26 protein-coding genes and 2 tRNA genes are annotated in these 24,962 nt (G+C 42.2%); all 28 read right to left on the bottom strand.

Annotation, left to right across the window (positions count from 1 at the left end; all coding sequences use genetic code 11):
* Positions 1-10: 10 nt before the first annotated feature.
* Entirely contained in the window at positions 11-1,018 is a 1,008-nt protein-coding gene (locus tag BAE31_RS03020; RefSeq protein ID WP_041105745.1) for a protein kinase domain-containing protein, read from the bottom strand.
* The gene (locus BAE31_RS03015; protein ID WP_034284249.1) at positions 1,002-1,739 is read right to left on the bottom strand and encodes a vWA domain-containing protein; all 738 of its coding nucleotides are present in this window, start codon (positions 1,737-1,739) and stop codon (positions 1,002-1,004) included. The genes BAE31_RS03020 and BAE31_RS03015 overlap by 17 nt, the downstream gene beginning before the upstream one ends.
* A 76-nt stretch (positions 1,740-1,815) precedes the next feature.
* Entirely contained in the window at positions 1,816-4,299 is a 2,484-nt protein-coding gene (gene spoIIE, locus BAE31_RS03010; protein WP_041105729.1) for a stage II sporulation protein E, read from the bottom strand.
* A 203-nt stretch (positions 4,300-4,502) separates the two neighbouring features.
* Positions 4,503-4,574, bottom strand: a tRNA-Glu gene (locus BAE31_RS03005).
* A gap of 25 nt (positions 4,575-4,599) precedes the next feature.
* Positions 4,600-4,673 (bottom strand) — tRNA-Met (locus BAE31_RS03000).
* Between the two features lie 177 nt (positions 4,674-4,850).
* Complete coding sequence (locus tag BAE31_RS02995) at positions 4,851-5,246, bottom strand: S1 domain-containing RNA-binding protein (protein ID WP_008357409.1); 396 nt, start codon at positions 5,244-5,246, stop codon at positions 4,851-4,853.
* Between the two features lie 82 nt (positions 5,247-5,328).
* Positions 5,329-5,703, bottom strand: coding sequence for an FtsB family cell division protein (locus BAE31_RS02990; RefSeq protein WP_003217952.1), 375 nt, complete (start codon positions 5,701-5,703; stop codon positions 5,329-5,331).
* Between the two features lie 18 nt (positions 5,704-5,721).
* Complete coding sequence (yabQ, locus tag BAE31_RS02985; RefSeq protein WP_041105727.1) at positions 5,722-6,360, bottom strand: spore cortex biosynthesis protein YabQ; 639 nt, start codon at positions 6,358-6,360, stop codon at positions 5,722-5,724.
* Entirely contained in the window at positions 6,357-6,665 is a 309-nt protein-coding gene (yabP, locus tag BAE31_RS02980) for a sporulation protein YabP (protein ID WP_024425646.1), read from the bottom strand. Before yabP ends, yabQ begins: the two co-directional genes overlap by 4 nt.
* Positions 6,666-6,738: 73 nt before the next feature.
* A complete protein-coding gene (locus tag BAE31_RS02975) occupies positions 6,739-6,999 on the bottom strand; it encodes an RNA-binding S4 domain-containing protein (protein WP_008341839.1) in 261 nt (86 codons plus the stop codon).
* Complete coding sequence (yabN, locus tag BAE31_RS02970) at positions 6,996-8,480, bottom strand: bifunctional methyltransferase/pyrophosphohydrolase YabN (protein ID WP_041105725.1); 1,485 nt, start codon at positions 8,478-8,480, stop codon at positions 6,996-6,998. Before yabN ends, BAE31_RS02975 begins: the two co-directional genes overlap by 4 nt.
* Complete coding sequence (locus tag BAE31_RS02965) at positions 8,470-10,074, bottom strand: putative polysaccharide biosynthesis protein (protein ID WP_041105722.1); 1,605 nt, start codon at positions 10,072-10,074, stop codon at positions 8,470-8,472. Before BAE31_RS02965 ends, yabN begins: the two co-directional genes overlap by 11 nt.
* A gap of 190 nt (positions 10,075-10,264) precedes the next feature.
* On the bottom strand, positions 10,265-10,801 hold the full coding sequence (spoVT, locus tag BAE31_RS02960) for a stage V sporulation protein T (RefSeq protein WP_024427194.1): 537 nt from the start codon (positions 10,799-10,801) through the stop codon (positions 10,265-10,267).
* A gap of 139 nt (positions 10,802-10,940) precedes the next feature.
* Positions 10,941-14,474 carry a transcription-repair coupling factor gene (gene mfd / locus BAE31_RS02955; RefSeq protein WP_041105720.1) on the bottom strand — a complete coding sequence of 1,178 codons (3,534 nt, stop codon included), beginning with the start codon at positions 14,472-14,474 and terminating at the stop codon, positions 10,941-10,943.
* A 68-nt stretch (positions 14,475-14,542) separates the two neighbouring features.
* Positions 14,543-14,773 (bottom strand): anti-sigma-F factor Fin, encoded by a 231-nt coding sequence (gene fin, locus BAE31_RS02950; RefSeq protein ID WP_003217967.1) that lies wholly within the window; start codon positions 14,771-14,773, stop codon positions 14,543-14,545.
* Positions 14,774-14,828: 55 nt separating this feature from the next.
* Entirely contained in the window at positions 14,829-15,395 is a 567-nt protein-coding gene (pth, locus tag BAE31_RS02945) for an aminoacyl-tRNA hydrolase (protein WP_024425643.1), read from the bottom strand.
* Positions 15,396-15,535: 140 nt separating this feature from the next.
* Entirely contained in the window at positions 15,536-16,162 is a 627-nt protein-coding gene (locus BAE31_RS02940) for a 50S ribosomal protein L25/general stress protein Ctc (protein WP_041105718.1), read from the bottom strand.
* Between the two features lie 138 nt (positions 16,163-16,300).
* The gene (locus BAE31_RS02935) at positions 16,301-17,254 is read right to left on the bottom strand and encodes a ribose-phosphate diphosphokinase (RefSeq protein WP_024425641.1); all 954 of its coding nucleotides are present in this window, start codon (positions 17,252-17,254) and stop codon (positions 16,301-16,303) included.
* Positions 17,255-17,276: 22 nt separating this feature from the next.
* Positions 17,277-18,647 (bottom strand): bifunctional UDP-N-acetylglucosamine diphosphorylase/glucosamine-1-phosphate N-acetyltransferase GlmU, encoded by a 1,371-nt coding sequence (gene glmU / locus BAE31_RS02930; protein ID WP_041105717.1) that lies wholly within the window; start codon positions 18,645-18,647, stop codon positions 17,277-17,279.
* 198 nt (positions 18,648-18,845) lie between these two features.
* A complete protein-coding gene (spoVG, locus tag BAE31_RS02925) occupies positions 18,846-19,142 on the bottom strand; it encodes a septation regulator SpoVG (protein ID WP_008357439.1) in 297 nt (98 codons plus the stop codon).
* A gap of 224 nt (positions 19,143-19,366) precedes the next feature.
* On the bottom strand, positions 19,367-19,744 hold the full coding sequence (ridA, locus tag BAE31_RS02920) for a 2-iminobutanoate/2-iminopropanoate deaminase (protein WP_024425639.1): 378 nt from the start codon (positions 19,742-19,744) through the stop codon (positions 19,367-19,369).
* A 38-nt stretch (positions 19,745-19,782) separates the two neighbouring features.
* Positions 19,783-20,616 (bottom strand): pur operon repressor, encoded by an 834-nt coding sequence (purR, locus tag BAE31_RS02915; RefSeq protein ID WP_076839430.1) that lies wholly within the window; start codon positions 20,614-20,616, stop codon positions 19,783-19,785.
* A 55-nt stretch (positions 20,617-20,671) separates the two neighbouring features.
* Positions 20,672-21,541: a 4-(cytidine 5'-diphospho)-2-C-methyl-D-erythritol kinase gene (ispE, locus tag BAE31_RS02910; RefSeq protein WP_019743558.1), complete on the bottom strand. Its 870-nt coding sequence runs from the start codon at positions 21,539-21,541 to the stop codon at positions 20,672-20,674.
* Positions 21,542-21,687: 146 nt separating this feature from the next.
* On the bottom strand, positions 21,688-21,873 hold the full coding sequence (locus BAE31_RS02905; RefSeq protein WP_012008653.1) for a small, acid-soluble spore protein, alpha/beta type: 186 nt from the start codon (positions 21,871-21,873) through the stop codon (positions 21,688-21,690).
* A 163-nt stretch (positions 21,874-22,036) separates the two neighbouring features.
* The gene (gene veg, locus BAE31_RS02900; RefSeq protein ID WP_024425637.1) at positions 22,037-22,294 is read right to left on the bottom strand and encodes a biofilm formation stimulator Veg; all 258 of its coding nucleotides are present in this window, start codon (positions 22,292-22,294) and stop codon (positions 22,037-22,039) included.
* A gap of 212 nt (positions 22,295-22,506) precedes the next feature.
* Complete coding sequence (yabG, locus tag BAE31_RS02895) at positions 22,507-23,391, bottom strand: sporulation peptidase YabG (RefSeq protein ID WP_024427198.1); 885 nt, start codon at positions 23,389-23,391, stop codon at positions 22,507-22,509.
* 114 nt (positions 23,392-23,505) lie between these two features.
* Complete coding sequence (rsmA, locus tag BAE31_RS02890; RefSeq protein WP_034284149.1) at positions 23,506-24,384, bottom strand: 16S rRNA (adenine(1518)-N(6)/adenine(1519)-N(6))-dimethyltransferase RsmA; 879 nt, start codon at positions 24,382-24,384, stop codon at positions 23,506-23,508.
* Positions 24,377-24,937 carry a ribonuclease M5 gene (gene rnmV / locus BAE31_RS02885; protein WP_017359323.1) on the bottom strand — a complete coding sequence of 187 codons (561 nt, stop codon included), beginning with the start codon at positions 24,935-24,937 and terminating at the stop codon, positions 24,377-24,379. Before rnmV ends, rsmA begins: the two co-directional genes overlap by 8 nt.
* Positions 24,938-24,962 lie beyond the last annotated feature (25 nt).

Below are 24,962 nucleotides of genomic sequence, written 5' to 3'. Positions count from 1 at the left end.
TTTTACAGCTCTACAACAGGAACAAAACCACATATGCACAGTAAAGAGCGAGTACACTGCACACGATAAGAATGGTTTCAAAAAGACCGCCTGATTTTTTGCGTGCTGACGTTCTTTTTGCTGCTGCAGCCCGCGATCGTGTAGCCACTTGTTGATTTTGATTAATAGCGGGTTTTGGCGCGTTTTTTTGCTGCTGCTTCTTTTGGCGCGTTTTTCTTGTTGCAATCAGCTGTCCTTCTTTCAGCATCGCGCTTTTCATGTCTGCTGCTGATTGATATTTACCTTGTAGAGCAGCCTTTAACACCCTTTCATATCGCTTTAATAAAGGATGTCCTTCAATGGCTCGATAAAGCTGCTTTTCTGGTTCTGCTCCTTTTTTGAATTCTTTCTTATACGCACAGTTGACCATCACCATGGTCAGGGCAAATAAATCATACGATGGTTCAGCTTTTCTTGTGCCAAACCCCCAATAGCCTCGATCAAAAAACTCGGTATACTCCTTAATTGCCCTGCCTGCTTTCGTCGTTCCTCCCACATCAATGCACCGAATCGTTGCCGGGGGACCAGAAACAATGAGATTATCCGGCTTTAAGTCACCAAAAATCCATCCTTCCTGATGTAAATGAGCCAGACTGGATAAAAGCTGAATCATCAAAACAACGATCCACTCATCACCCTTATGTTTCACAAATTCAAGCAATAATGGACCTCTGACATATTCCATCACATAAAAGGAGCGTTTTTGAGGCATACCTGGATAAATCGCATCATCCATATCATAAAAAGAAGGCCCCATGGTTTTCACAGGAGCCTTTGAAAAGGATTTTAATACATTGACTTCAGATGCAATGAGCATACTGTCATCACTCACTTTAAGGGCCGCTTGCCCATGTGGCGATTCGGCCAGATAGACAACACCGTTCGCCCCTTTTCCAAGCTCTTTTACAATACGGTAATGATGGTGGTGCCATTTCCCTTGAATCACCGTGCCTAACGGGATGTTAGAATCCGAATTCATCATCATGCTCTTCCTTTGCTTCAAGCAGCCCTTTGCGTGAACGAACTGATTTGAAATGCTGAAGTGCTTCCCGAAGCGCTGGTCCCGTTGGGGTGATGCCTCCAGTGGTCAGTTTTGGGAAAATAGATGATAATGAATCGAATCGAGGCGTCCAATTCAACACAATTTCAGCATCTGAGTTTTTCCCGGGAAATACACACATCCCAAACTGATTTTCTCCAATTCTTGAATTTAAACTGATAGAAAGGTCGATAAGTGCTTCTTTGACGGTTGGCAGCTTCGGTTTCATACTTGCACTTGTATCAACAAGCACGAGTACTTGAAGGTGAACCGTCTCTCCTAACTCATCGACAACCTCCATTACTTCCCCGCGCTTATCAGGTGGAAGTTCTTCAATTTCAGCATCTTTGCCGAGAATTTGCTGCAATTCTTTATTCACAACACCTTGTAGCGTTTGTGTCATCGCTTTTTTTGTGACCATTTGTACTGTTTGAGATAACTGCTGGACATAGACAACTTGATGGATGCCTCCGCCTGCGAGAGCAATCCCCTCCACTTCCTTCATCGCTTCATGATCGTGTCTGTTTTCTTCCATAATGCCAATGACATTGACTGTAATCCCTTGTTCCTTTGCCAATGAGGCAATCGCAAGCGGATCTTCCCCGTGATTTGAGCAGCCATCTGTAATCAATAAGATTTGGTTGACGTGACCTTTTCGCATCTTCATTCCTCCTGGGATTGTAACTGAATGCTTATATCCCCATCATCGCCAGAAGAAATTCATATTATACGATATATTAAGAAATCTCTTGTTTCTCAAGATAGAATGTACCGGTCGGAATGGAAGCCCATTTTGGTGTGTTGTGGTCGAGCCTGATGACAACAACTGTCATATCGTCGTCAATTTGGCCTGCTCTTGTTCGAATAACCTCTTCCATTAATAAATCAGCAATTTCTTGGGGATCTTCTGTTTTAAAGCTTTTCATTTTCCGTTTCACCCACAGATCATGATTTTCAATATGCTTTGGCCCCTCAAAAATACCGTCACTCATCATAATCAATAGGTCTCCTGCCTTCATCTGTTCACTCACAACCTCGACTTCGAATTCATCAATAATACCGATTGGCAAGTTGCTTGCTTGTACCTTCATCACCTGATCACCCCGTTTAATAAAGCTGGGTGTTGAACCAATCTTGAGGAACTTACAGCTCGCATCCTGTAAATCAATGATCGATAAATCCAATGTGGAATAGATCTCGTCCGTCGTTCGTAAAGATAAAATACTATTAATGGTTTTAATCGCCACTTTTTCATTGATACCTGACGCCAATATTTTTTCTAACAGCTTAATCGTTTCATTGCTTTCAAAATGAGCACGTGCTCCGTTGCCCATTCCATCACTAATAGCTGCGGCATACTTGCCTGCTCCAAGCTCCATCATGCTGTAGCTGTCTCCAGATACCAGTCCTCCGCCTTTTGCTGCATGTGCCACGCCTGTAGCCACTCGGTATGATTTAGCAGAGCCAAATACAACGTGGCAATAGCCTGTTGGATGCTCTGCACACTGTTCTGCTTTGACTAAAATCTGTTCTTCTAAAATATCCGAAAGCATTGGAGCAATGATTTTTTCACATTCCCCATGCCCTTGGCAATATGGTATTCTCATTTCAATATCCACATTTCCCTGCTCCAAGCTATAGATTTCTACTTGCTGAATTTCAATACCAAAGTGCTGAAGCGCTTCTATCATCTGCTCTTCCTGAATAAAATGCTGCTCTCTTTCTCGTTTTATTTCCCGGGAAAAATCCTCCATTACTTGCGAGACCCCCATCAGCTGTTCAGCGACAAGACGCCTGCTGTCTTGGACTTTTTTCTTCAGTGTCTGGTTGGCTTTATAGTAAGCGATCTCCTCTTCGATCAATTCCTCAACATGTTTTGATTTTGAGCAGTGCTGACTAAATTTCTTTTTCAATTTTCGGTTATGCTCATACGTTTTTTCATCAGATTCATGCATAACTTGTTTCATTAGTTCATAGGTTGTATCAAAGTTCTGCACCCAGCATTTATTTTTCTTATAGCACGTTTGACAGGATCGTTCTGTGATCGTACTTAAAAAAAGATCTACATCCTCTTCCTGCTTCTTCTCTTCAGGAACGGATTCGTAAAATGTCGCAAAACTCTCAGACAGCGCATGAAATACATGAGAGAACTGATCTACCTTTTTTGCTGTCACGTCTCGTACCTTCCGAGCATATTGCTGCTGCTCTTGTACATGCTCTACCGTACCAGGAATGTATTTCGCTACCTTGGAAGTAACTGATTGCGGCGTGAGCAAAAAGAGCGCAACCGCTATAAGTGATTCATACAGTGTGGTCATGAGACCTGCTGACCCTTCCCCGTACAGTGAAATGAGTAAGGAACCCACAATTAAGCCGATGGCTGCCCCTGCTTTCTTCCCTTCTTTCAGCAATCCGCCTAATAAGCCTGAAAAGGCAAGAAGACTCATCTGATAAAGGTTTCCGATGTTAGCAAGACCGAGAATTAATCCTGTCACAACACCGACCGTACAACCAATACTGGCTCCGCCAATAAAGGCAAATGTCAGCACTACATAACGTGACAAAATATGCTCTGCCTGCATTCCTTGAAATGTGATCCCAGCAAGACCAGTTAAAACTGAGGCAATTAAAATCATAAAACAAATAATTTCTTCGACCTTTAAAGAGTGTTTAATTTTCCTGACTGTAAAAATCGGCAGGCTTTGAAGAAAAATCAGAGTCAAAATGAAGGCAAGTCCTGCTTCGACACCCGCCATGACGTAATCATAACTTTGCACAGCACCTTGCTCTAGGTAAACAAACGCTCCTCGGGTGATCAGCATTGAGAGAACAATGACAACCGGTAATGTTTTCACTGGGTCTTTGATGATGAAAGAAACCACCTTTGACATAAGGAGAAACATGAGCAGCGACGCAAACACAAACAATGCATTTTGAGGTGATATTGTCATCGCCCCAGCGAGTAATGCTAGACAAGCAAGCATCGCCTTATCTCTTTTAATAAGCAGCATGGAGCCAAAGAAAGGCAGAGCAAACGGCATAATTTCAGATAATATAAAGGCTCGTCCTAATAAAAAGCCTAGAACAACATAAATAAACCCTTTATAGAAAAAAAGAGAATGCGTGTGATGAAGAAACAGGTTTTTCATCTTTTTTAATCCCGCACTGATTCTTTCAAACCCCGCTCCTGTTAAATCAGTTCTTCTTTCTAGTTTTTCCATCTTCTCATCCCCCACCTGATATTCGTTGCTTGTCATTATAGCGAAGGTGAAAAAGAAATTTTGTCAAAAGAAGTTGTCGTTTCCATAAAACGTTCGACGCTTTATTCGTCAAAGAGGCATACTTTCATGAAAGTCGATGTCTTTCATCACAATTTTACGAAGGCACAAAAAAACAGCTTTCCTATAGAAAGCTGTTTCGAAGATGACCCGTACGGGATTCGAACCCGTGTTACCGCCGTGAAAGGGCGGTGTCTTAACCGCTTGACCAACGGGCCTTGCTTTATGTTCTAGTTAAAAGGATAGCGGCGGAGGGGATCGAACCCCCGACCTCACGGGTATGAACCGTACGCTCTAGCCAGCTGAGCTACACCGCCATAATGAAAATGCGCTAAGAAGCACAAGAACTATAATACAAAGGATTCGCTTGTCCGTCAATAGAAAGTTTTAAATTAAATGACGAAATCTCAAAAAATGTCGGATGGATCATGAAAAAAAGCACCTGCTGAACAGCAGATGCTTTGTTGTGAAAATATATAGAAAGCAGCAACAAGTTAACCTCTTCTTGCTCCGCGCCCCCCACGTTTTGATTCCGTGTTACGTTTTAAAGATGTTAAGCGATCTTCGCTATCTTTTAAGAATTTGTTCATTTTTTGTTCAAACGATTCCTTCGGACGGAAATCATTTCTGCTTGGTCTTGATTGTTGTTGAGGACGATCTTTTGCTTTTTTAATGGACAAGCCGATTTTACCGTCTTTTTCAACGTTAATCACTTTCACTTCAACTTGTTCACCGACTTTTAAATGCTCATTAATATCTTTTACATAGTTATCGGCTACCTCACTGATATGAACGAGACCAGTTGAACCGCCTGGCAACTCCACAAAAGCTCCAAAATTTGTAATGCCCGTAACTTTCCCTTGTAACTTGCTGCCAACTTCAATCGACATAAAAAAAGTGCTCCTCCTTAGACTTATAAAAAAATCTCATTTGTTCAATTATACATAAACTGAATTTTAAGTGTCAACAAGGCTAATCGCTCTTATTGCCCACATCAAAGATTTTTTCGCCTTTTTTGGACATATAATAGTCCCGTCGTGCCAGTTCGAGTACGTATTCCTTGCTTTTCAGCTTCTTAATTTCATCAGAAATATCTTCCTGCTTTGTTTGTAATTGCTTCAACTCTTTTTCGAGCGCAACCTTCTTCTCTTCTTTTTCCTTTAGTGAAGACGATTGCGACCAGAGGGCACTTGTCACCAAGACAGCAAACATGAGCACGATTACACCAAACACGGTAAGCCTTCTAAGGAGTCCGCGACGTTTGCGTTTTAAGCGCTGCGCTTGCTGTTCCATTTGTTTTTGGTAATCATTTTGAATTTGTGCGATATTTCTTTTTCTCTTGTTCAAAATTGAAGGCCTCCTCTCTTACTTTGTCCAGAATTGTTTCCATTTCGTTTTGATGGTACCAGATAATTTCTTGGCCCCTTGTAAAATTCCTGCTCCTTTTGAGAAAAACAATCTCATTGATGTTCGCCATTTTTCGGGAATCCGATGAATAATGGTCACATTGAGTAACCAGATGAGCGGATAACAAACAATCGACAGCACCTTCCACACGAGCCGAAACGTAAAACGAACAAGACGTAAGAGCGAGTGGAGCAAGAACAGAATAGCACTTATAATCAATGTGATCATCCAGCGGATCGGCTGGAAGACAACCGACATGACCAGCCTTTTTAGGAAGAGAACAGTCTGATATACACACATCATGATAAACTTGAGAATCTTGAGATACAAATGTTTCATCAATGCCTGATACATCGAGAAACCTAGAGCAACAGCTAGAAAAATATAAAGCCTGAATTCTCCCTCATTTGTCAGCAGCAGGACGTAAAAGAATAAGAGACCCTGTACCATCCAAAAAAGGAGATCGTGGATAACCAAAAGCCATTTTGCTGTTTTTTCCCGGTTCACAAACAGCTTGTACGTATCAAGCGATGCGCCCAGCCAGATGCCCATCGCCGCCATGGAAAGCATCGTATAAAACTGGACTGTCAGCGTCATTTAAACAGCTTGCTAAAAAATCCTTTAGCTTTCTCCCCGTGCTGCTCATCAACATAGATTAAATCAAAAACACGCCCTTTGATCGACACAACGCCCTTTTCGACGTCTAGGTTTTTCATTTGCAGATTTTCTCCGCGGATGGCGAGAATCCCCATGACCGTCTCCAGCAGAAATTCCTCACTATCAAAGCTTTCCACTTGTTTGACACCAGTAATATCTAAATGCTTTCTGTTTCGCATTGTGACATTGTGCTCCGCGTCTGATGACAGCTTCGTGCCTTGAGGTTGATTATAATATTGATTCATCTATACATCCCCCATATCTCATACTTGCATGTTACTGCATTGTATGTGATAAGAGGGTCATTTAGAACAAGCCCTATTCTGCTGTTTTTTCTTCTTTTAGCACAGTATACATGCCAGCCGCTTCTTCTTTTTTCGTCGTGTCCTTTAACTCGTTGACTTGAACAGTCACTAGTTTTTGACCAAAGCGGATTTGCAGCTCATCTCCTTCTTTCACGTCAGAGCTTGCTTTCGCCTGTGTTCCGTTAATAGATATCCTGCCTTGATCAGCTACTTCTTTTGCCAATGTTCTTCTTTTAATTAAACGGGACACTTTTAAAAATTTATCTAGTCTCATGTGTGTTCACCTCTTTCTATGCGTTTCGCATCGTTCCATAGATCGTCCATTTCCTCTAGCGTTAAGTCATCTAATGAACGGCCCATGTCCTTTGCTTTTTGTTCGATATGCTGAAAGCGCCGTATGAATTTTGTGTTGGCAGAAGCGAGTGCCGTTTCAGGCTCTAGGTGATAGAACCTGCCAATATTGACGAGAACAAACAAAAGATCTCCAAATTCATCTTTCATCTGCTTCGTTGCACCTTCGTCCGTCTTCTCTGCCACTTCAACGAGAAATTCCTGCTTTTCTTCTTCGTATTTGTTCCAAATGTCTTGAACATCTGTCCAATCAAAGCCTACTTTGGCAGCTTTCTTTTGGAGCTTATATGCCTTTGTTAGTGCTGGAAGTGTCGCCGGAATCGATTGCAAAATAGAACCGGCCCGCTCTGGCTTCTCCTGCTGTTTGATTTTTTCCCAGTTGGCCACCACATCTGCTGCCTCAGAAACATTCGTGTCACCAAACACATGGGGGTGGCGCCGAATCATTTTTTCTGTGACATGCTGAATGACGTCATCGATTGAGAAATAACCGTCATCTTCGCCAATTTGAGCGTGAAGCAGCACCTGTAGCAGCACATCGCCGAGCTCTTCCACCATATGATCTGGGTCATCTTCATCTATCGCTTCAAGCAGTTCATAGCATTCTTCAATTAAATATGGTTTGAGTGATTCATTTGTTTGTTTTTGATCCCATGGACAGCCGCCCGGACCTCTTAATGTACGTATGACGTCACGGAAGGTGTCAAATTGTTGATAAAGCAGCTGTTCATCTTGAATCGGAGGAACATAAACACTCGTTAAGTTATTTATCGACACATCTCGATCAAGTTCAAATAAAGGAACGGCAGTAATCTGTTCCTGACTGCTTCCAGCTGCAGTCACAATATAAACTTCATAATCGTCAGGGAGCTTTTCCATCAGCGTGAGTTTCACATTCGAAGCTGTCATCTGATCATATACCTGACAAATCAGAACGTGCTGGGTTAATTTCAGATCATCCGCTCTCATATCCCCTGCATCAACGAATTGTAATCCCTCGATGGGGTCAATCTGCAAGGAGTTGAATGTCGCATCTAGAAAGCTTTGTCCACCAGCGACAGACACCTCAATCCCGCGCTCTTTCTGCCCGGCGACGAGCAGCTGTACGGTCTTTTCTGCCACAAATGGATGACCAGGTACAGCGTACACAATGTCTTTTTCCGCTGCCTCTGCAAATAATATTTCGGTAATTTCCTGATACACCTGATCAAACTGATCATGCTTTTCATAAATTTCATCAAAAAAGGTGAGAGATGGGACCTCCTGCATTAACTCTGCGGTAAGCGGATGATCCTGCGTTCTCATAAATACTTCTTTCGCCTGCTTCAGCTGCTTATATACACCGAGCGTCAGCTGATCCATGTCGCCTGCCCCGAGACCGACGACGGTAATCTTACCTGCCATTTTGATTCCCTCTCATCTGTTTAAAATATAAAATCTTTTTTCCTAATGGAATGAGTCTCCATTCCTCGTCCGTAAATACTTCTAGCTTAAGAATACTATATAAAAAGGCGAAACCACCAATAAAAACTGATGTCAGGCTCTCTAAAACGGAAAACGGACGTTTTTCAAAGGGGATGACCCATGAAAACAGAGCCTGATATCCTATTAAGACAACAGCCATGAAGGCGGCTGATAAAAGAATTTTCACCGGGAACAGCTCTCTCAATGAAATCCATCCTTTATGCTTTAAATAAACGGCATTGAGCACGGCTGCTGTGAGAAAACCACATACAGTTGACCACGCGGCACCGTGGATGCCAAATAACGGTACAAGCGCAATCGTTAGAATCCATTTCACCAGCACGCTGAGGACCACCACAACAGCAGGGTACACAGTATGCCCGAGCCCTTGCAGTAAAGCCGCCTGCGTAATGGCAATCGACGTAAAGGCGATCGATATACAGAATATTTGCAAGGCATCGGTGCCTAAGTCATTACGAAAAAGCATTGTATTGACTGGTGCTAAAATACAAATCAGTCCAACCGCTGACCCTATCCCTAATACCGACGTGGTCTTAACCGATGACCGAACTTTTTGCCGTATCGTTTCATGCTCTCCATTCCTCATGGCTGCCGATAAAAATGGCACAAGTGAGGTTCCGATGCTGATAGCAAACACCGTTCCGAGCTGTAAGAATGGCTGGCCTCGGTCATATACACCTTTCGCCGCCTTTGCCGCCGCTTCACTGAGACCCTCGCTACGCAGCAACGCATACAGATGAAAAGCATCAATCATTTGCATCCATAATATGAGCAAACCACTGACACAAATCGTCAATGTATACAGCACCAAACTCTTCATAACATCTTTTTTTCGAAGTGTCGCCTGTTTGCCTGACATACTTGCAGCAGACTGCTTTCGATAGGTCAGCCAAAGGAAAAGAAGCAAAATGAGCGAGGCCGCACTTCCTGCGATAGAAGAGAACACCGCACCCGCCCCTGTTTCATAAAGCGAATAGCCGTGCCTCACGAAATAGAAGGATAAAACAAGCAGGACACCTACCCTGATGAGCTGCTCAACCAACTGAGAAACAGCCGTTGGAAGCATCAGACCGTCACTCTGAAAAATTCCCCTCAGCATCACGGTGAGCGGCAGAAATAGAAACACAAAAGCACTCATCTGGATGAGCAGAATTAATTGACTGTCTGCCATAAGGCTTGCAATTGTGCCTGCTCCTATGTAAAGACAAAGAAATAAGACTAGGCTCAGTAAAGTGATATAGACCAAGGATACCCTTGTAATGATCCGTCGATTCTCTTCCCCATGCTCACTCAAAAGCTTGGACACCATGACAGGAAATCCTGTTGTACCAAGCATGATGGCAATGCCAAGGAAAGGATATACCTGCTGATAAATATAAAACCCTGTGTCCCCTACGATGTTTTGAAACGGGACACGGTAAATGGCACTTAATATCTTTGATAACAGGCCTGCGATGGTCAAAATCACCGCACCCTGGAAAAGCCAGTGCGGCTGATTCACAGCATTTTTCATGGATGACTCCTTTAAAATAGATCTACAGTTAAACGCACTCATTATATCATACGTGAATGAAAAGGCGTTTCTTTCTAAGGAGTAGACGGCACATGTCTCGTTTTGTTTCATCCCATATAAAAAACCGACAAAATCAAATGATTTCATCGGCATTCTTTCATTTTATCAAGATGATATAGAGTTATTAGACCTAATGTTCCATTTGACGGGCTAAGAAGCCAGCTGCCGTTTCTGCCGCTTTATGCTCCACTTCTCCCATTGAACGCTCTTTAGAAAATAAGACGACGGCGCCAATTGGATCTCCGTTCGCAACAATAGGTGCAATGGTATAAGCAGATACGTCATCATCAATACCATCGACAAGTTGAATTTCTTTTTTATTTTCTTCTAACACAGAATTACGCTGATCCATTGTTCGTTCAAGTAAATCACTGATGGATTTGTTCAAGTACTCTTTTTTCGAACTGCCGGATACAGCAATATACGTATCTCGATCACAGATCAGGATGGAATGACCCAGACTGTCGAATAATGCATCAGCATATTCCTTCGCAAAGTCTCCTAGCTCACTAATCGGCGAATACTTCTTCAAAATTACTTCTCCATCGCGGTCGACGAAAATCTCAAGCGGATCTCCTTCCCGGATGCGCAATGTTCTGCGAATCTCCTTCGGAATAACCACTCTACCTAAATCATCGATGCGGCGTACAATTCCAGTTGCTTTCATTCACTGCTGCCTCTCTTTCGTTTGATGATGTGTTGGGTGAATGGAACAAAAGCGTCCACTTTATGCAACATTCACCACTTGACCCTGAGTTTAGTATCCGTCACATCAAACGTAATATACACGAGAGACAAACAAAATTTTATGAAGATGGAATGGTTTCTTTTTTCACATCTTGAAGGCCTCGAAGCATGTTAAGAACAACCTCAAGCCATTCCTCAGTCTTCTTGCCTTTCGTTTGGACAGAAATAATCAGCTTGCTGCCTTCCATTCCTAATCCGATTTCACGTCCATATTTACTGCCGAGCTCAAATAATTTTTGACCGTCGATTTCACTGCTGGCTTTCTCATCAAGGGTCATTCTGACAATGCCTTTCTCCATCTTAATCAGCTCGACACGTTCCTGGACAGCGTAAACCTTCATTGTCGCAATCGTAAACAAGTCAGCCACTTCTTGCGGATATTCACCAAATCGGTCGATCATTTCATCCTGAAGCTCTTTTCTCTCTTCAATCGATCCAATTGCTCTAAACTGTTTATACATTTCAATCTTTTGCTTGCCATCCGAAATATAAGTGTCTGGGATGTAAGCATCAATTTGCAGATCAATTTCTGGCTCGAATTTATCTTGGGCCGTTGTATCGCCTCTTCTTTCCTCAATGGCTTCTTTCAGCATTTGAGAATAGAGATCGAATCCAACCGAATCAATGAAGCCATGCTGCTGAGCACCAAGTAAGTTCCCTGCTCCTCGAATTGTTAAATCACGCATCGCAATTTTAAACCCAGATCCGAGCTCTGTGAATTCTTTAATGGCTTGAAGTCTTTTCTCCGCAACTTCAGAAAGAACTTTATCTTTTCGATACGTAAAATAAGCATAAGCGACACGGTTCGAACGCCCGACTCGTCCTCTTAGCTGGTACAGCTGAGAGAGCCCCATTTTATCGGCATCGTGGACGATGAGCGTGTTCACATTTGGAATATCGACTCCCGTTTCAATGATGGTGGTACTGACCAATACATCTGATTCACCTTCAAGGAAATTGATCATCACTGATTCAAGCTCGTTCTCACTCATTTTCCCGTGCGCATAACTGACTTTTGCGTCTGGGACTAGCATGGAGATTTCGTCTGCTTTTCGTTCAATATCCTCAACACGGTTGTAAAGGAAGTACACTTGACCGCCGCGTGCTAATTCTCGCTCTATCGCTTCTCTGACTAGAGCGCCATTGTACTCAACCACATAGGTTTGAACAGGGAAACGGTTTTCAGGCGGTGTTTCAATCACTGATAAATCCCGCACGCCAAGCATGGACATATGAAGCGTACGCGGAATTGGCGTAGCCGTTAATGTCAGTACGTCGATATTGGCTTTCATCTGCTTAATTTTCTCTTTATGCGTCACACCAAAACGCTGTTCCTCATCAATGATCAACAGTCCTAAATCCTTGTAGACGATGTCTTTTGAAAGTAGGCGGTGTGTGCCAATAACCATATCGATCGTTCCGTTTTTCAGCCCTTTTAACGTTTCAGTTGTTTCTTTTCTTGTACGGAAACGGCTCAGCTGCGCTATTTTGACAGGGTAGTCTTGGAATCGGTCCATGATTGTGTCAAAATGCTGCTGCGCTAAGATGGTTGTCGGAACAAGCAAGGCTACCTGCTTCCCGTCAGCAATCGCTTTGAAGGCCGCACGAATAGCCACCTCCGTTTTTCCGTAACCCACATCTCCACAAAGCAGACGGTCCATTGGACGTTCCCGCTCCATATCCTGTTTAATTTCGTGAATCGAACGGATTTGATCATCTGTTTCCTGGTAAGGGAACGCAGATTCAAACTGGCGCTGCATCTCATGATCAGGCGAGAAAGCATATCCTTTGCTTGCCTCGCGTTCTGCGTACAGTTTAATCAGATCATCTGCGATGTCCTGTACAGATGTTTCAACTTTTTTCTTCACACGTTTCCAATCACTGCCGCCAAGTTTGTACAGCTTTGGTTCTTTACCTTCAGATCCTACATATTTCTGCACCTGATCAATTTGTTCAACCGGTACATAAAGCTTGTCGCTTCCTTGATAATGAATATTTAAATAATCTTTATGAATGCCGCCGATTTCAAGCGTTTCAATTCCTAAATATTTACCGATCCCGTGGTTAATGTGCACCACATAATCGCCGACTTGAAGCTCTGAATAGCTCTTGATCCGCTCTGCATTGGTCAGCTTTTGCTTACGCGCCTGTTTTTTCACACGTTTCTTGAAGAGTTCACCTTCTGTGATTACAGCAATTTTTGATAACGGCAGTTCAAAGCCTGTTTGCAGCTCACCTTGTAAAATATACACCTGTCCGCTCACAAGCTCAGCGTCCGGTTTAGCAAGAGCGGCTTCAATGTCATAATCATGCAGAACAGACGACAGCTTTTCTGTCCGCTCTTCATCAGCACCTAAGAAGACAACCGTGTATTGCTGTTTTTTATAGCGTTCAATTTCACTCGCCAGCACATTCATCTGTCCGTGGAAATTCTGCATTTGCTTACTAGATACATTGACGATATTTTGCGGATTTGTCTGCTGGACATGTCTCAGGAACAAAGAGTAGTACAGAATGGATCTCGATTGCTGATTGATCAGTTCTTGGAACGGGAAAGATAGAGATAAATCATGAAGAATATTGCCTTCTTCAAGCAGACTAATTGTCCAATCGGCTTCTTCCTGTTCAAGCTGTTCTTCCATCTCCTGAATTCTGCTGATTTCATCTAAAATAATAATCGTATCCTGCGATGTATAATCTAGCAAACTAGCAGGCTTTTCATAGAAATAGGACAGGTACTTCGTCATTTCCTGTGTCACGATGCCTTCTAGCAGCTTCTCGCGATCAGCAGAAATATTTTGATGAAGCAGTTCTTTTTGCTGATCTGAGTTGAATTTCTTTAAGCTCTTCGCCAGCCCTTGATCAAGCTGTTCAATAGCTCTCACTCGTTCAGGACCTCTCACAATTAACTCTTTTGCAGGACCTATTTTGATTTCTTGAAGGGTTTCTAATGAACGCTGTGTATCCGAATGAAACGTTCGAATCGAGTCTACTTCTGTATCAAACAGTTCAATACGGATTGGATGATCTTCCGTTAACGCATAGATGTCGATAATTCCTCCGCGCACACTAAAATCCCCGGGCGCTGCAACCATCGACGTCCGGTCATAACCAATTTGTACGAGTTGTTTTGAAAACGCCTCCAAATCAATTTCTTCACCGATCTTTAAATGGATCTGACTCTCCTTCCAGAGCTCAACTGGCGGAAGCATCCTGCGCACCGCAGCTGCGGGAGTGACGATAATGGGGTTTTCTCCATTCGCAAGTCGATTCAGGACATCCAAACGCTGTGCTCTCAGCTCAGGACTGGCCACTGCAATTTCTGAAGCGATGAGTTCATTGACAGGATAAAGAAGAACCGAGCGATCCGGCATCACACTTGCTAGATCATCTGTTACCTTCTGCGCCTGATATAAATTGTGAGTCACAATAAACATTGGCCGCTTCAGTTCGTCTGATATCGCGGCTGTAAATAAAGATCTGACGGAGCCTGATAGTCCGGCAAGCAGCTGTTCTTTTAACCCTTCCTTTAGCCCATTAAAAATGGACTGAAAATCATCACTTTGTTTGATAAATGATTGTATGTTTTTCATTTGGCTCCTCCTCCCTGTTTGTTTAAAACAGAAAAACGCTTTGGTCTAATATCTACACCAAAGCTTTTTTATTGAATAAAAGTATGATACTGATGGTAATCAGGATTTCTTTCGAGCGCCTCTTGGCAATCCTCACAAATGGTTTGTACATGTAAATCACCATTTTCCCTATAAGAAATCATATCGTTTCTTTCCTCATTTGTTAAGTGATGAAATCCAAGTGCTTCACTTTGGACAGCAGATTCATCTAGACTGCCAACCTTTACACCACAGTGGCGGCAGTAATAATGCAAAGCCATACGTGATCCTCCCATGCTGAGATTTTATGATCAGTATGTGCTTCGCTTATCATTCTTATACCTTCTTGTTAAAATCATTCATCACTTCTAAAAATGGCTTTTTTAAAGCTGCTTCACAAGCCTCGACAGACGATTGAATGGCTGATGCAATGTCAGGCTGTTCTTCTTCTGAGAAACGTCCTAGTACGTAATCAACGACCTTCATGCCGTTTTGAGGACGTCCAATGCCGATACGGAATCGGTCAAATTCAGGTGAACCTAAATGCTGAATCAATGATTTGATTCCATTATGCCCGCCTGCACTTCCTTTTGTACGTAAGCGAATCCGGCCAGTTGGCAAATCAAGATCATCATAGATCACTTTCAAATGTTCAAGGGGAATATCGTAATAGTCCATCAGCGGACGCACGCATTCTCCTGATAAGTTCATATATGTAAGCGGCTTTACAAGTAGAACCTTTTGCCCCGAAACAAACCCGGTTCCAAATTGTCCATGGAATTTTGATTGATTTAAAGGAATGTCCCATTTTTTCGATAATTCATCTATTGTCATAAACCCGACATTATGTCTTGTTTTTTCATATTCTTTTCCTGGATTGCCTAATCCAACAAATGCAATCATGAAACCAATAACCTCCTTTGTCACACAGCACACGCCTAAAAAATGAGCCAATCAGATTGCCTCATGTAAAAACGTATGAATTCTTTTCATTCTAGCACAAAAGACGCAACCGCGGGAGGGTTACGTCTTTAAATGACCAGTTATTCTCCATCGTCATCCTTTTCTTTAATGGCCTCAGGCTCTTGCGGCTCCTCTTCGCTATCTGGCTCAGGAACCTTTGATTGCTGAGGCGGCAGAATGGAGGCAACGACTTCTTCTGGATCGTTATTGATTTGATAAGATGACTGAACAGACAGATCAGCAACTGTTAAGACATCATTGACTTCTAAGTTTGTAATATCAGCTTCAATATTCTGCGGGATATCTTTTGGTTTCGCTGTAACAGATAGTTCAAATAGTGGCTGCTGAAGCACACCGCCATCTTTTACCCCTTTAGACTCGCCAATCAGCTGTATTGGTACATCCGCCTCAATTTCACGCTGTAAGTCAACGACTTGGAAATCAGCATGGACAAGTTCGTTTTTCAGCGGATCTGTTTGTAATTCTGTCACCATCACAGATTTCGTTTCACCACCCACGTCTAAGGTGATAATTGTATTCTTCCCTTCATCACGTAAGGTTTTTAATAAATCGATGCTGTCTAATGAAACAGCCAGGCTATCTGTATTTTTTCCGTATATGACACCAGGAACGTGTCCTGAATGACGGATTTTTTGCAGTGTGGAACGTTTGAAATCAGTTCTTTTATTTGCTTTTAAAGTTGCCATATTCAGCACCATCCTATTTCTTTTTTGTCACTACTCTCATAATTACCCATAACCGAATCATTTTAAACCTATTTGCCGTGAATGATGATAGCAAAAAGACCCCAAGCTTGATGCCTAGGGCCTTTTTTAATCAGAAAATTAGCTGAAAAGGTAGCTCACAGATTCTTCTTCATGTACACGGATGATGGCTTCTGCAAGCAAAGGCCCAACCGAAAGCGGAATGAATTTTCCAACTTTCTTGTCATCAGTTAATTGAATACTGTTTGTCACAACTAATTCTTTAATTTTAGAGTTTGTGATACGTTCTACTGCTGGTCCAGACAAGACTGGGTGCGTACAGCAAGCATATACTTCAGCTGCTCCATTTTCGACTAGCGCATTAGCAGCAAGTGTAATAGTACCAGCTGTATCAATGATATCATCGATTAGAATCGCCGTTTTGCCTTCAATGTTACCAATAATGTTCATGACTTCAGCAACGTTTGGCTTTGGACGGCGTTTGTCGATAATTGCGATTGGCGCTTTCAGGCGGTCTGCCATTTTACGCGCACGTGTCACACCACCGTGGTCAGGAGACACAACAACGATATCATTCAAGTTCTTCTGTTCGAAATAGTTTGTTAAGATTGGCACAGCCATTAAATTATCGATTGGAATATCGAAGAAACCTTGGATTTGCGGCGCATGAAGATCAAGTGCAATCACACGTGTAGCACCTGCTGTTTCAAGCAAGTTTGCAAAAAGCTTCGCAGTGATTGGCTCACGAGGTTTTGCCTTACGATCTTGACGTGCATATCCGTAATAAGGGATCACAATATTGACAGTTTTCGCAGAAGCGCGTTTTAGCGCATCCACCATAATGAGCAGTTCCATGATATGCTCATTGACTGGCGCACTTGTTGATTGAATGACATAACAATCACAGCCGCGGATACTTTCTTCAATATTGATTTGGACTTCACCGTCACTAAAGCGTTTAACAGAGCTCTTTCCTACATCAACTCCGATACGATCGGCAATTTCTTTGGCAAGTTCAGGGTTTGAATTCAAAGAGAATATCTTTAAATTCGCATCAGCATAACGATTAGACATGGTAAACCTCCGGGTATTTGGATTATTTTTTATGAATATTTTTCACATAATCTTCTTTATTGACTTGTCTTGCTCTAGCAATAGACAATGCATCCTGCGGTACATCTTCTGTAACCGTTGAACCGGCTGCAACATATGCCCCTTTTCCGACAGTGACTGGTGCAACGAGATTTGAATTACAGCCGATAAATGCGCCGTCTTCAATCTTCGTTAAGAATTTGTTTTTCCCATCATAGTTGACTGTAATGGAACCACAGCCAAGATTTACATCAGTTCCGACCTCTGCGTCTCCAATGTAGCTTAGATGAGATGCTTTGCTGCGGTCTCCGAAAACTGTTTTCTTGATTTCGACAAAATTCCCAATTTTTACTTCATCGCCAATTTTCGACAACGGGCGAATATGAGCAAACGGTCCAATTGTCACATCAACTCCAACCTCACTATCGCAGACGACAGATTGCTTAATAACTGTTCGATCTCCGATGATGCTGTCAACAATTTCAGTGTTTGGCCCAATAGTGGCGTCTGCACCGATTTTTACATTCCCTTTGATGACCGTCCCAGGATAAATAACTGTATCTTCACCGATGACAGCATCTGGCGAAATATACGTGTTCTCAGGATCAATCAAGGTCACACCATTCTTCATATGCTGATGATTAATACGTCGCTTCATGAATTGCTCTGCTTGTGATAGAGCGATACGATCGTTAACTCCAAGTGTTTCTTCAAAATGCGGTGTTTGATAAGCTGCAACTGTTTGCCCTTCATTTTTTAAAATTTCAATAACGTCTGGCAAGTAGTATTCACCCTGTGCATTTTCATTCGACACTTGCTCAATCACACGGAAGAGATCTTCATTTGAAAAACAATAAGTCCCTGTATTAATTTCATTCACTTGACGCTCTGCATCGTTCGCATCTTTATGCTCCACAATTTTCACGACAGCACCTGTTTCGTCACGAATAATACGGCCATAGCCTGTTGGATCATCCGCATGTGCTGTTAAAATAGTAACTTTCGCTTGATGTTTTTGATGCTCGCTTAACATGGCTTCCATTGTTTCCGCTGTCAATAATGGCGTATCACCACAAATGACAATGGTTGTTCCCTTTTCCTGCGCGAGGAACGAATTTGCTTGTTTGACGGCATGGGCTGTTCCCAGCTGTTCTTCTTGAAGTGCATACTCACTTCTGTCTCCAAGCTGCTCTTTCACGTCCTCTGCACCATGACCGACAATCGTCACTAGCTTGGCTAAAGAAAGCTTTAACGCTTCATCTGCCACATGCTCGACCATTGGCTTTCCGCAAACTGGATGAAGTACTTTATATAACTTTGACTTCATTCTCGTTCCTTTTCCCGCTGCTAAAATCACTGCGAACCGCTTATCCATTGATTGGCCTCCAATATCCCTATTATCCATAGAAAAATATATCCTAAATAAAGACTGATTTCAAGGATACATAAGGAAGTACAATAATTTTCTAACAGATGAAAGACTTAAGAAACAAGAGAAAAAACGCAAAAAAGACAGCATTTAAAAGAAAACATTCATTTTCTCTTAAAGCCGTCTTTTTAGGTTCACATATGATTAAGAAGCTCCAGCTTCTTCATATTCAATTGTTTCTTCCTCTTCGCCTAAGCGATGATATTCATTTAATACAGCATCTTGGATTTTACCCCGAGTGCTTGAATTAATTGGATGTGCAATATCGCGAAACTCTCCATCAGGCGTGCGTTTGCTAGGCATTGCAACAAACAACCCATTGTTTCCATCAATCACACGAATATCATGAACAACAAATTCGTGGTCCAGCGTGATGGATGCAATCGCCCTCATGCGACCATCGGTATTCACGCGGCGTAATCTTACGTCAGTAACTTCCACAGTAGTTCACCACCTTTTCCCAATATAAAAGCATTACTTAGGTATTCAACGATCGTGGTGATTCTCCTGCTCTTTTTTTAAACTTTTTTTGAAATATCGGGATATTTATACATTATTTGTCATATTCGTGACGACGCTTACATTCTCAGCATAAAAAAAGACATCATGATGATGTCTTTCCCTGCATATGATGAAACCAAACGGCTTTCATTGAGAGTGCCTGTTTATTTAACTAATGCAACTACTTCTATTTCTACAAGCGCATCCTTTGGAAGTCTTGCCACTTCCACGCATGAACGAGCTGGCTTATGTGTATGGAAATACTCACCGTACACTTCATTCACTTCAGCGAATTGTTCCATATCTTTGATGAAAACAGTTGCTTTCACGACTGTTTCAAAGGAAGCACCTGCTGCTTCAAGTACAGCCTCAAGATTACGGAATACTTGATGTGTTTGTTCTTTAATATCTCCATTGACAAAATCTCCAGCTGGGGTTAATGGAATTTGCCCTGAGCTGTAAAACATGTTATTGACAATAATTCCTTGAGAGTAAGGTCCAATGGCTGCTGGTGCATGTTTGGTTTGAACAACTTTTGTCATATCAATCTCTCCCATTCAAATACATGTTTAATCAAAGCTTACGCTTTCGAATGAAAAAACTCGTGGAAATTGCCTTCATTGATCTCAATGATTTTTTGCTTCATATCAATGGTAGAAAGCTTTAACAACGAGACATATTCATCGACAAGACGTTCATCTACGCCTTCATCTTCTAAAAGAACACCGATCCCTGCAACATTTGCATTAAATTCCTCAAGCAAATTCATCATGCCGTTAATGGTTCCGCCCGCTTTCATAAAGTCATCAATGATCAACACATTGGAGCCTTTATCTAAGCTGCGCTTTGCAAGGGACATGGTTTGAATTCGGTTAGAAGAACCTGACGCATAATTAATACTGACAGTTGATCCTTCGGTTACCTTATTATCTTTTCTAACGATCACAACAGGCACATTTAAATAACCCGCAACAGAATAGGCAATCGGAATCCCTTTTGTCGCAACGGTCATGACGACATCAATCGCACGGTCCGCAAAGATGGTCGCAAACAGCTTACCGATTTTCGAAAGTATCGATGGATTGCCTAAAACATCGGTTAAATATAAATAACCGCCAGGAAGTACACGTTCAGGAGTTGATAATGCCTCTCCGATATCGTTTACTACGTCATCTGCTTCTTTTAGGTGAATTTTTGGAATATATTTCACTCCGCCAGCAGCGCCAGGTACAGTAAGCAATGTGCCTATTCCTTGCTGTTCGAAGGTCTGTTTGATAATCGTTAAGTCTTCACTAATGGAGGACTTTGCAGATTGATAACGTTCTGCAAAAAAAGTTAACGGTACTAGTACGTGCGGGTGGGCTAACAAATAATTTGTTAAGTCCACCAATCTGCCGCTTCGACGAAACTTCATGAACTTACCCCCAGAACCCGAATAATTTATGAATAATATAACTTAATATACGGATTTAATCAAGGGCATTTTGTTCGCCGATCATGCGGACAGCGTATACTTGATCACAAAATCCTCTCAGTCCGTTATATATTCTTTGTACCTTCGATTCATATTGAATCAAGCCAAATACCGTTGGGCCGCTTCCACTCATTAATACAGCATCAGCACCGAAACGCTTCATCTGTCTTTTGATCATATCTACTTCCGGATACATCTTTAATGTCACAGACTCCAGAACGTTACCGAGTGAGCCGCACATCTCTTTATAATCTTTCGCTTCTATGGCTTCAATCATACGCTGTACATTTGGGTGTTCTACTTTGCTTGCGTCATATTGTCTATAAACTTCAGCTGTAGATACCCCAATCACCGGCTTCGCTAAAATCACCCAGCAATGCGGCGGTGTCGCGATATGCTTCAGTTTTTCTCCACGTCCTGTCGCTAGTGCTGTGCCTCCGTGTACACAAAAAGACACATCTGAGCCGATCTCCGCTCCAAGCTCAGCCAGTTCATCTAACGTGAGATTTAACTTCCACAAACGGTTTAAACCGCGAAGCGCTGCTGCAGCATCACTGCTGCCTCCAGCTAAACCTGCTGCAACAGGTATTGCTTTTGTGATGACAATCGATACCCCTTTTTGAATACCGAACCTTGTTTTGAGTAATTTAGCCGCCTGATAAGCCAAGTTACGCTGATCATCTGGCACAAATCGATTATGAGATGATACACGGATTTCGTCTTTGTCCAGCTCAGTCAGCTCAAGTCGATCTGCAAGGTCTATTGTTGTCATCACCATCTCTACTTCGTGATATCCATCCGGTCTTTTTCCATGGACATCAAGTGAGAGATTAATTTTTGCCGGTGCTTTTTCTAAAATACGCAAACATTTCACCTACTTCTCCATCTAAACATAAGTATCAATATTGTATCACATTTGATGGATCTGATGAATATTGGCTTTTACGCCCAGCACACTGACTTTTTCAACAAAAAAAGCCAGAGACACCTGAGGTATCCCTGACCATTTTTCTATCGTTGATTCTCATCCTGAGCCATGTGCTGCTGAGCTAATTCGATGGCACGTTTGACCATATTACCTGCGTCACGCGCACGAATTTCTCCCCAGCCTCCATTTTTGACGGTATCATAAAATCCAAGATCCTTCGCCAGCTCGTATTTGAACTCATCTGACATAATGCCTCGGCGTCTACCCAAACGAAACAGCCCCTTTAGTCGAGAATTCGAATCAGTGCCACTGCTTTTGTGGCTTTCTTATTTTATATCGAATCCTTTCTTTTACCCCTTTCAAAAAATGGACAGACTCCCATTCAGAAAAAAAGGCAAAACAAAAAGCAGTAAACAAGAAGTTCACTGCCCATTAATAGGCGACTGAGCTAGCGGCATCATCGAACGTTAATTCGACCGTCTCAGTCAGTATATCTGCATAACTGTAAGAAACTCTTTCAAACGAATTCTCATCTTGATCTAATTGAATCACAAATACAGAAGGGTACGTTTCAGCTAAAATGCCCGAACGCTCAATTGTTTTACGGCGGCCTCCGTTAGCCTTTAACGTCAAACGTTTACCTAAGTTACCATCAAGCGATCTTTTGATGTCGGACAAAGTCTTCGCCATTGCATCCACCTCACTGAGATAATTATACAACAACGGCCCATTTTTGTCAAATAAAAATAAATTATATCAACCAACACGAGCCATTGTCAACAAAATAATTTTGACAAACTTCTACCTTTTCTCCTCCCTATTTTTCTCAAATTCCGGTGAATTATGTATCCGTTTGAAATTTCTTTTTACACATAAAAAAAACCAGACTGAAATCAGTCGGGTTATGTCGATTCATGGTCTTTTTTATATGGCATACCTACCCTTAAAACACCCTTCGTCTCGATGCCTCCTAGACCTTTTTCTCTTGTTAATGTATTACGAAGCACATCCCACACATTGATTCGATCTACAAATGGAGTGAAGCTGATCTTCGCAACGATATAGACGGGATCGAGCGCATGGATGTTCACACGTGAAGGTGAGCTTGCAAAATTGGCACCTGCTTGGATCAATGATTCGAAATGAGATTGACAGGCGCCTGCAAAGATCACAAGCTGATCTAAATGAGGAATTTTCTTTCTTGCTTTTTGAACCGTCTCAACGAAATGACGAGAATGGCGATAGGCACCGATATCATTTACGCCGCCCTTTTGCTTGGAATACGCATCATGCCCTGTAATGACCAAAATATCAGGCCGATATTGATCAAGTAACGAATCGATCACGCTTGGCATTTTCTTCTCATGACAATGCACTCCATATACAGGCACACCAATTCGTTCATATACATCTAAGCATTTCTTTAAGTATGAAGCATCTCCATCTAAATGAAGGACCTTTCCAGGCATGTGAAAATACTGCTCCTGATGCTGATATTGTCCAGAAGTATAATACTCTTGTTTTTCACGCAGCAGCTGATAATCCTGTCTTAGTAAGTCGAGCGATTCGTTAATTTTCCGTTCGTCGTCCTTCTCCCTTGTCAGCTGCTCCTCTTTTTGAATTAAGACGAGATCTGACATCTTAGCATCAGCAATCAGCCTCACTTCATTCCCATGCAATATGGCAGTGGCTTCGTGCTGATCTGTCTCATCAATTCGAATGATTCGAAACATAATATCCATTTGATAGGATGCCCTCGTCACCATATCTCCTATTTGAAATTGCATGCTGTTCACTCCACAATCAGGCTCATATCCTGTTGGTATCGTCTTTCATATGTGCTGTTCTTTCTAGCCTATGCCCGAACAGTTGAAGTGGTGAAAAACAAAAGAAAAAAGCCCTTACGATAGGGCTTTTTGTAAAACATTCGACAAACGGGCAAATTCCTCAATGGATAATGATTCTCCGCGTCGCTTTCCATCAATATCTGCTGTTTGAAGTGCTTCTTCGATGATGGCTTTATGTTTTTTTCCATCAGGTAGATTGTTCATCAAATTATTCATCAATGTTTTCCGTCGTTGGCCAAAGCTCGCTCGGATCAATTGAAAGAAAAACGCATCATTTTCTACTGAGACAGCAGGCGTTTCACGAACAGTCAGCTTAATCACAGCCGAATCGACATTTGGCTGAGGAACAAAAACCGTTTTAGGCACAACCATCACCGTTTTTGCTTCCGTATAAAATTGAACTGCGATAGACAGTGAATTATATTCCTTTGATGATGGGGCAGCTGCCATACGATCTGCTACTTCTTTTTGCAGCATGACCACAATCCCTTTCAATGGAAGGTTTTCTTCAAGCAATTTCATAATAATCGGTGTTGTCACGTAATATGGAAGGTTGGCTACGACCATCACTTCCTTACAGTCAGCAAAATTTTCCTCGATGACCTTTCTCACATCCGCCTTTAATACATCTTGATGAATGATCGTGACATTATCATATGGAGAAAGTGTATCGTTTAAAATAGGCAATAAACGCTGATCGATTTCAAAAGCGGTGACTTTCTTTGCACGTTTAGCGAGCTGCTCTGTCAATGCGCCGATACCAGGTCCAATTTCAATGACGCCGGTCTCATCTGTAACCTCCGCATGATCGACAATGCGATCTAAAATATTTGTATCAATTAAGAAGTTCTGCCCTAAGCTCTTTTTAAAAGAGAAACCGTACTTCTTCAGTATTTCCTTCGTTCTGACGGGTGTCGCAATATCTTTATTCATCGGCTTCCTCCTGCATGACGGTCTTTAAGGCCGCAATAAAATCATGTTTGGTTATTTGGAACATGTGAAGGCGCTTTTGCAGCTGCTTCGCATTGGTATATCCTATATTTAAAAGCACTCCTAGTCGTTCGCGGCGGCGTTTCGATGCTTCGCCACCGATAAGGCCTGCGTCAAATAAGTCGTCTAATGTAATGTCACTTTCCGATTCTTCCATTTCTTCATGGACATGGGCAAGACATTCCCGAATACTGTCCAAGGAAGCATGCTCGACACCAATTCCTTTATCCCGCTTCGCCTTCGCAAGATGTTTTGGCAAAAAAGCGTGCTTACAGCCAGGAACTGCCTCTGCGATGGTTTTACGGATCTTCTCACCAGGAAAATCAGGATCTGTTAAAATAATGACCCCTCTCGTCTCCTGCGCAAGACGCACTTGTTGAATGACTGTATCGCCAATGGCGGATCCGTTTGTTTCGATCGTATCTGCATCAACCGCCATCTTCACTCTGGCAGTGTCATCACGACCCTCCACCACAATGATTTCTTTGATTTTCATGTATTCCTCCGCTTGCAAAAACAAT

Origin of the sequence: Bacillus sp. I-2 (assembly GCF_001974945.1) — a bacterium.
In the GTDB taxonomy this organism is placed as follows: domain Bacteria; phylum Bacillota; class Bacilli; order Bacillales; family Bacillaceae; genus Bacillus; species Bacillus safensis.
This window is presented reverse-complemented; position numbering and strand designations above follow the sequence as displayed.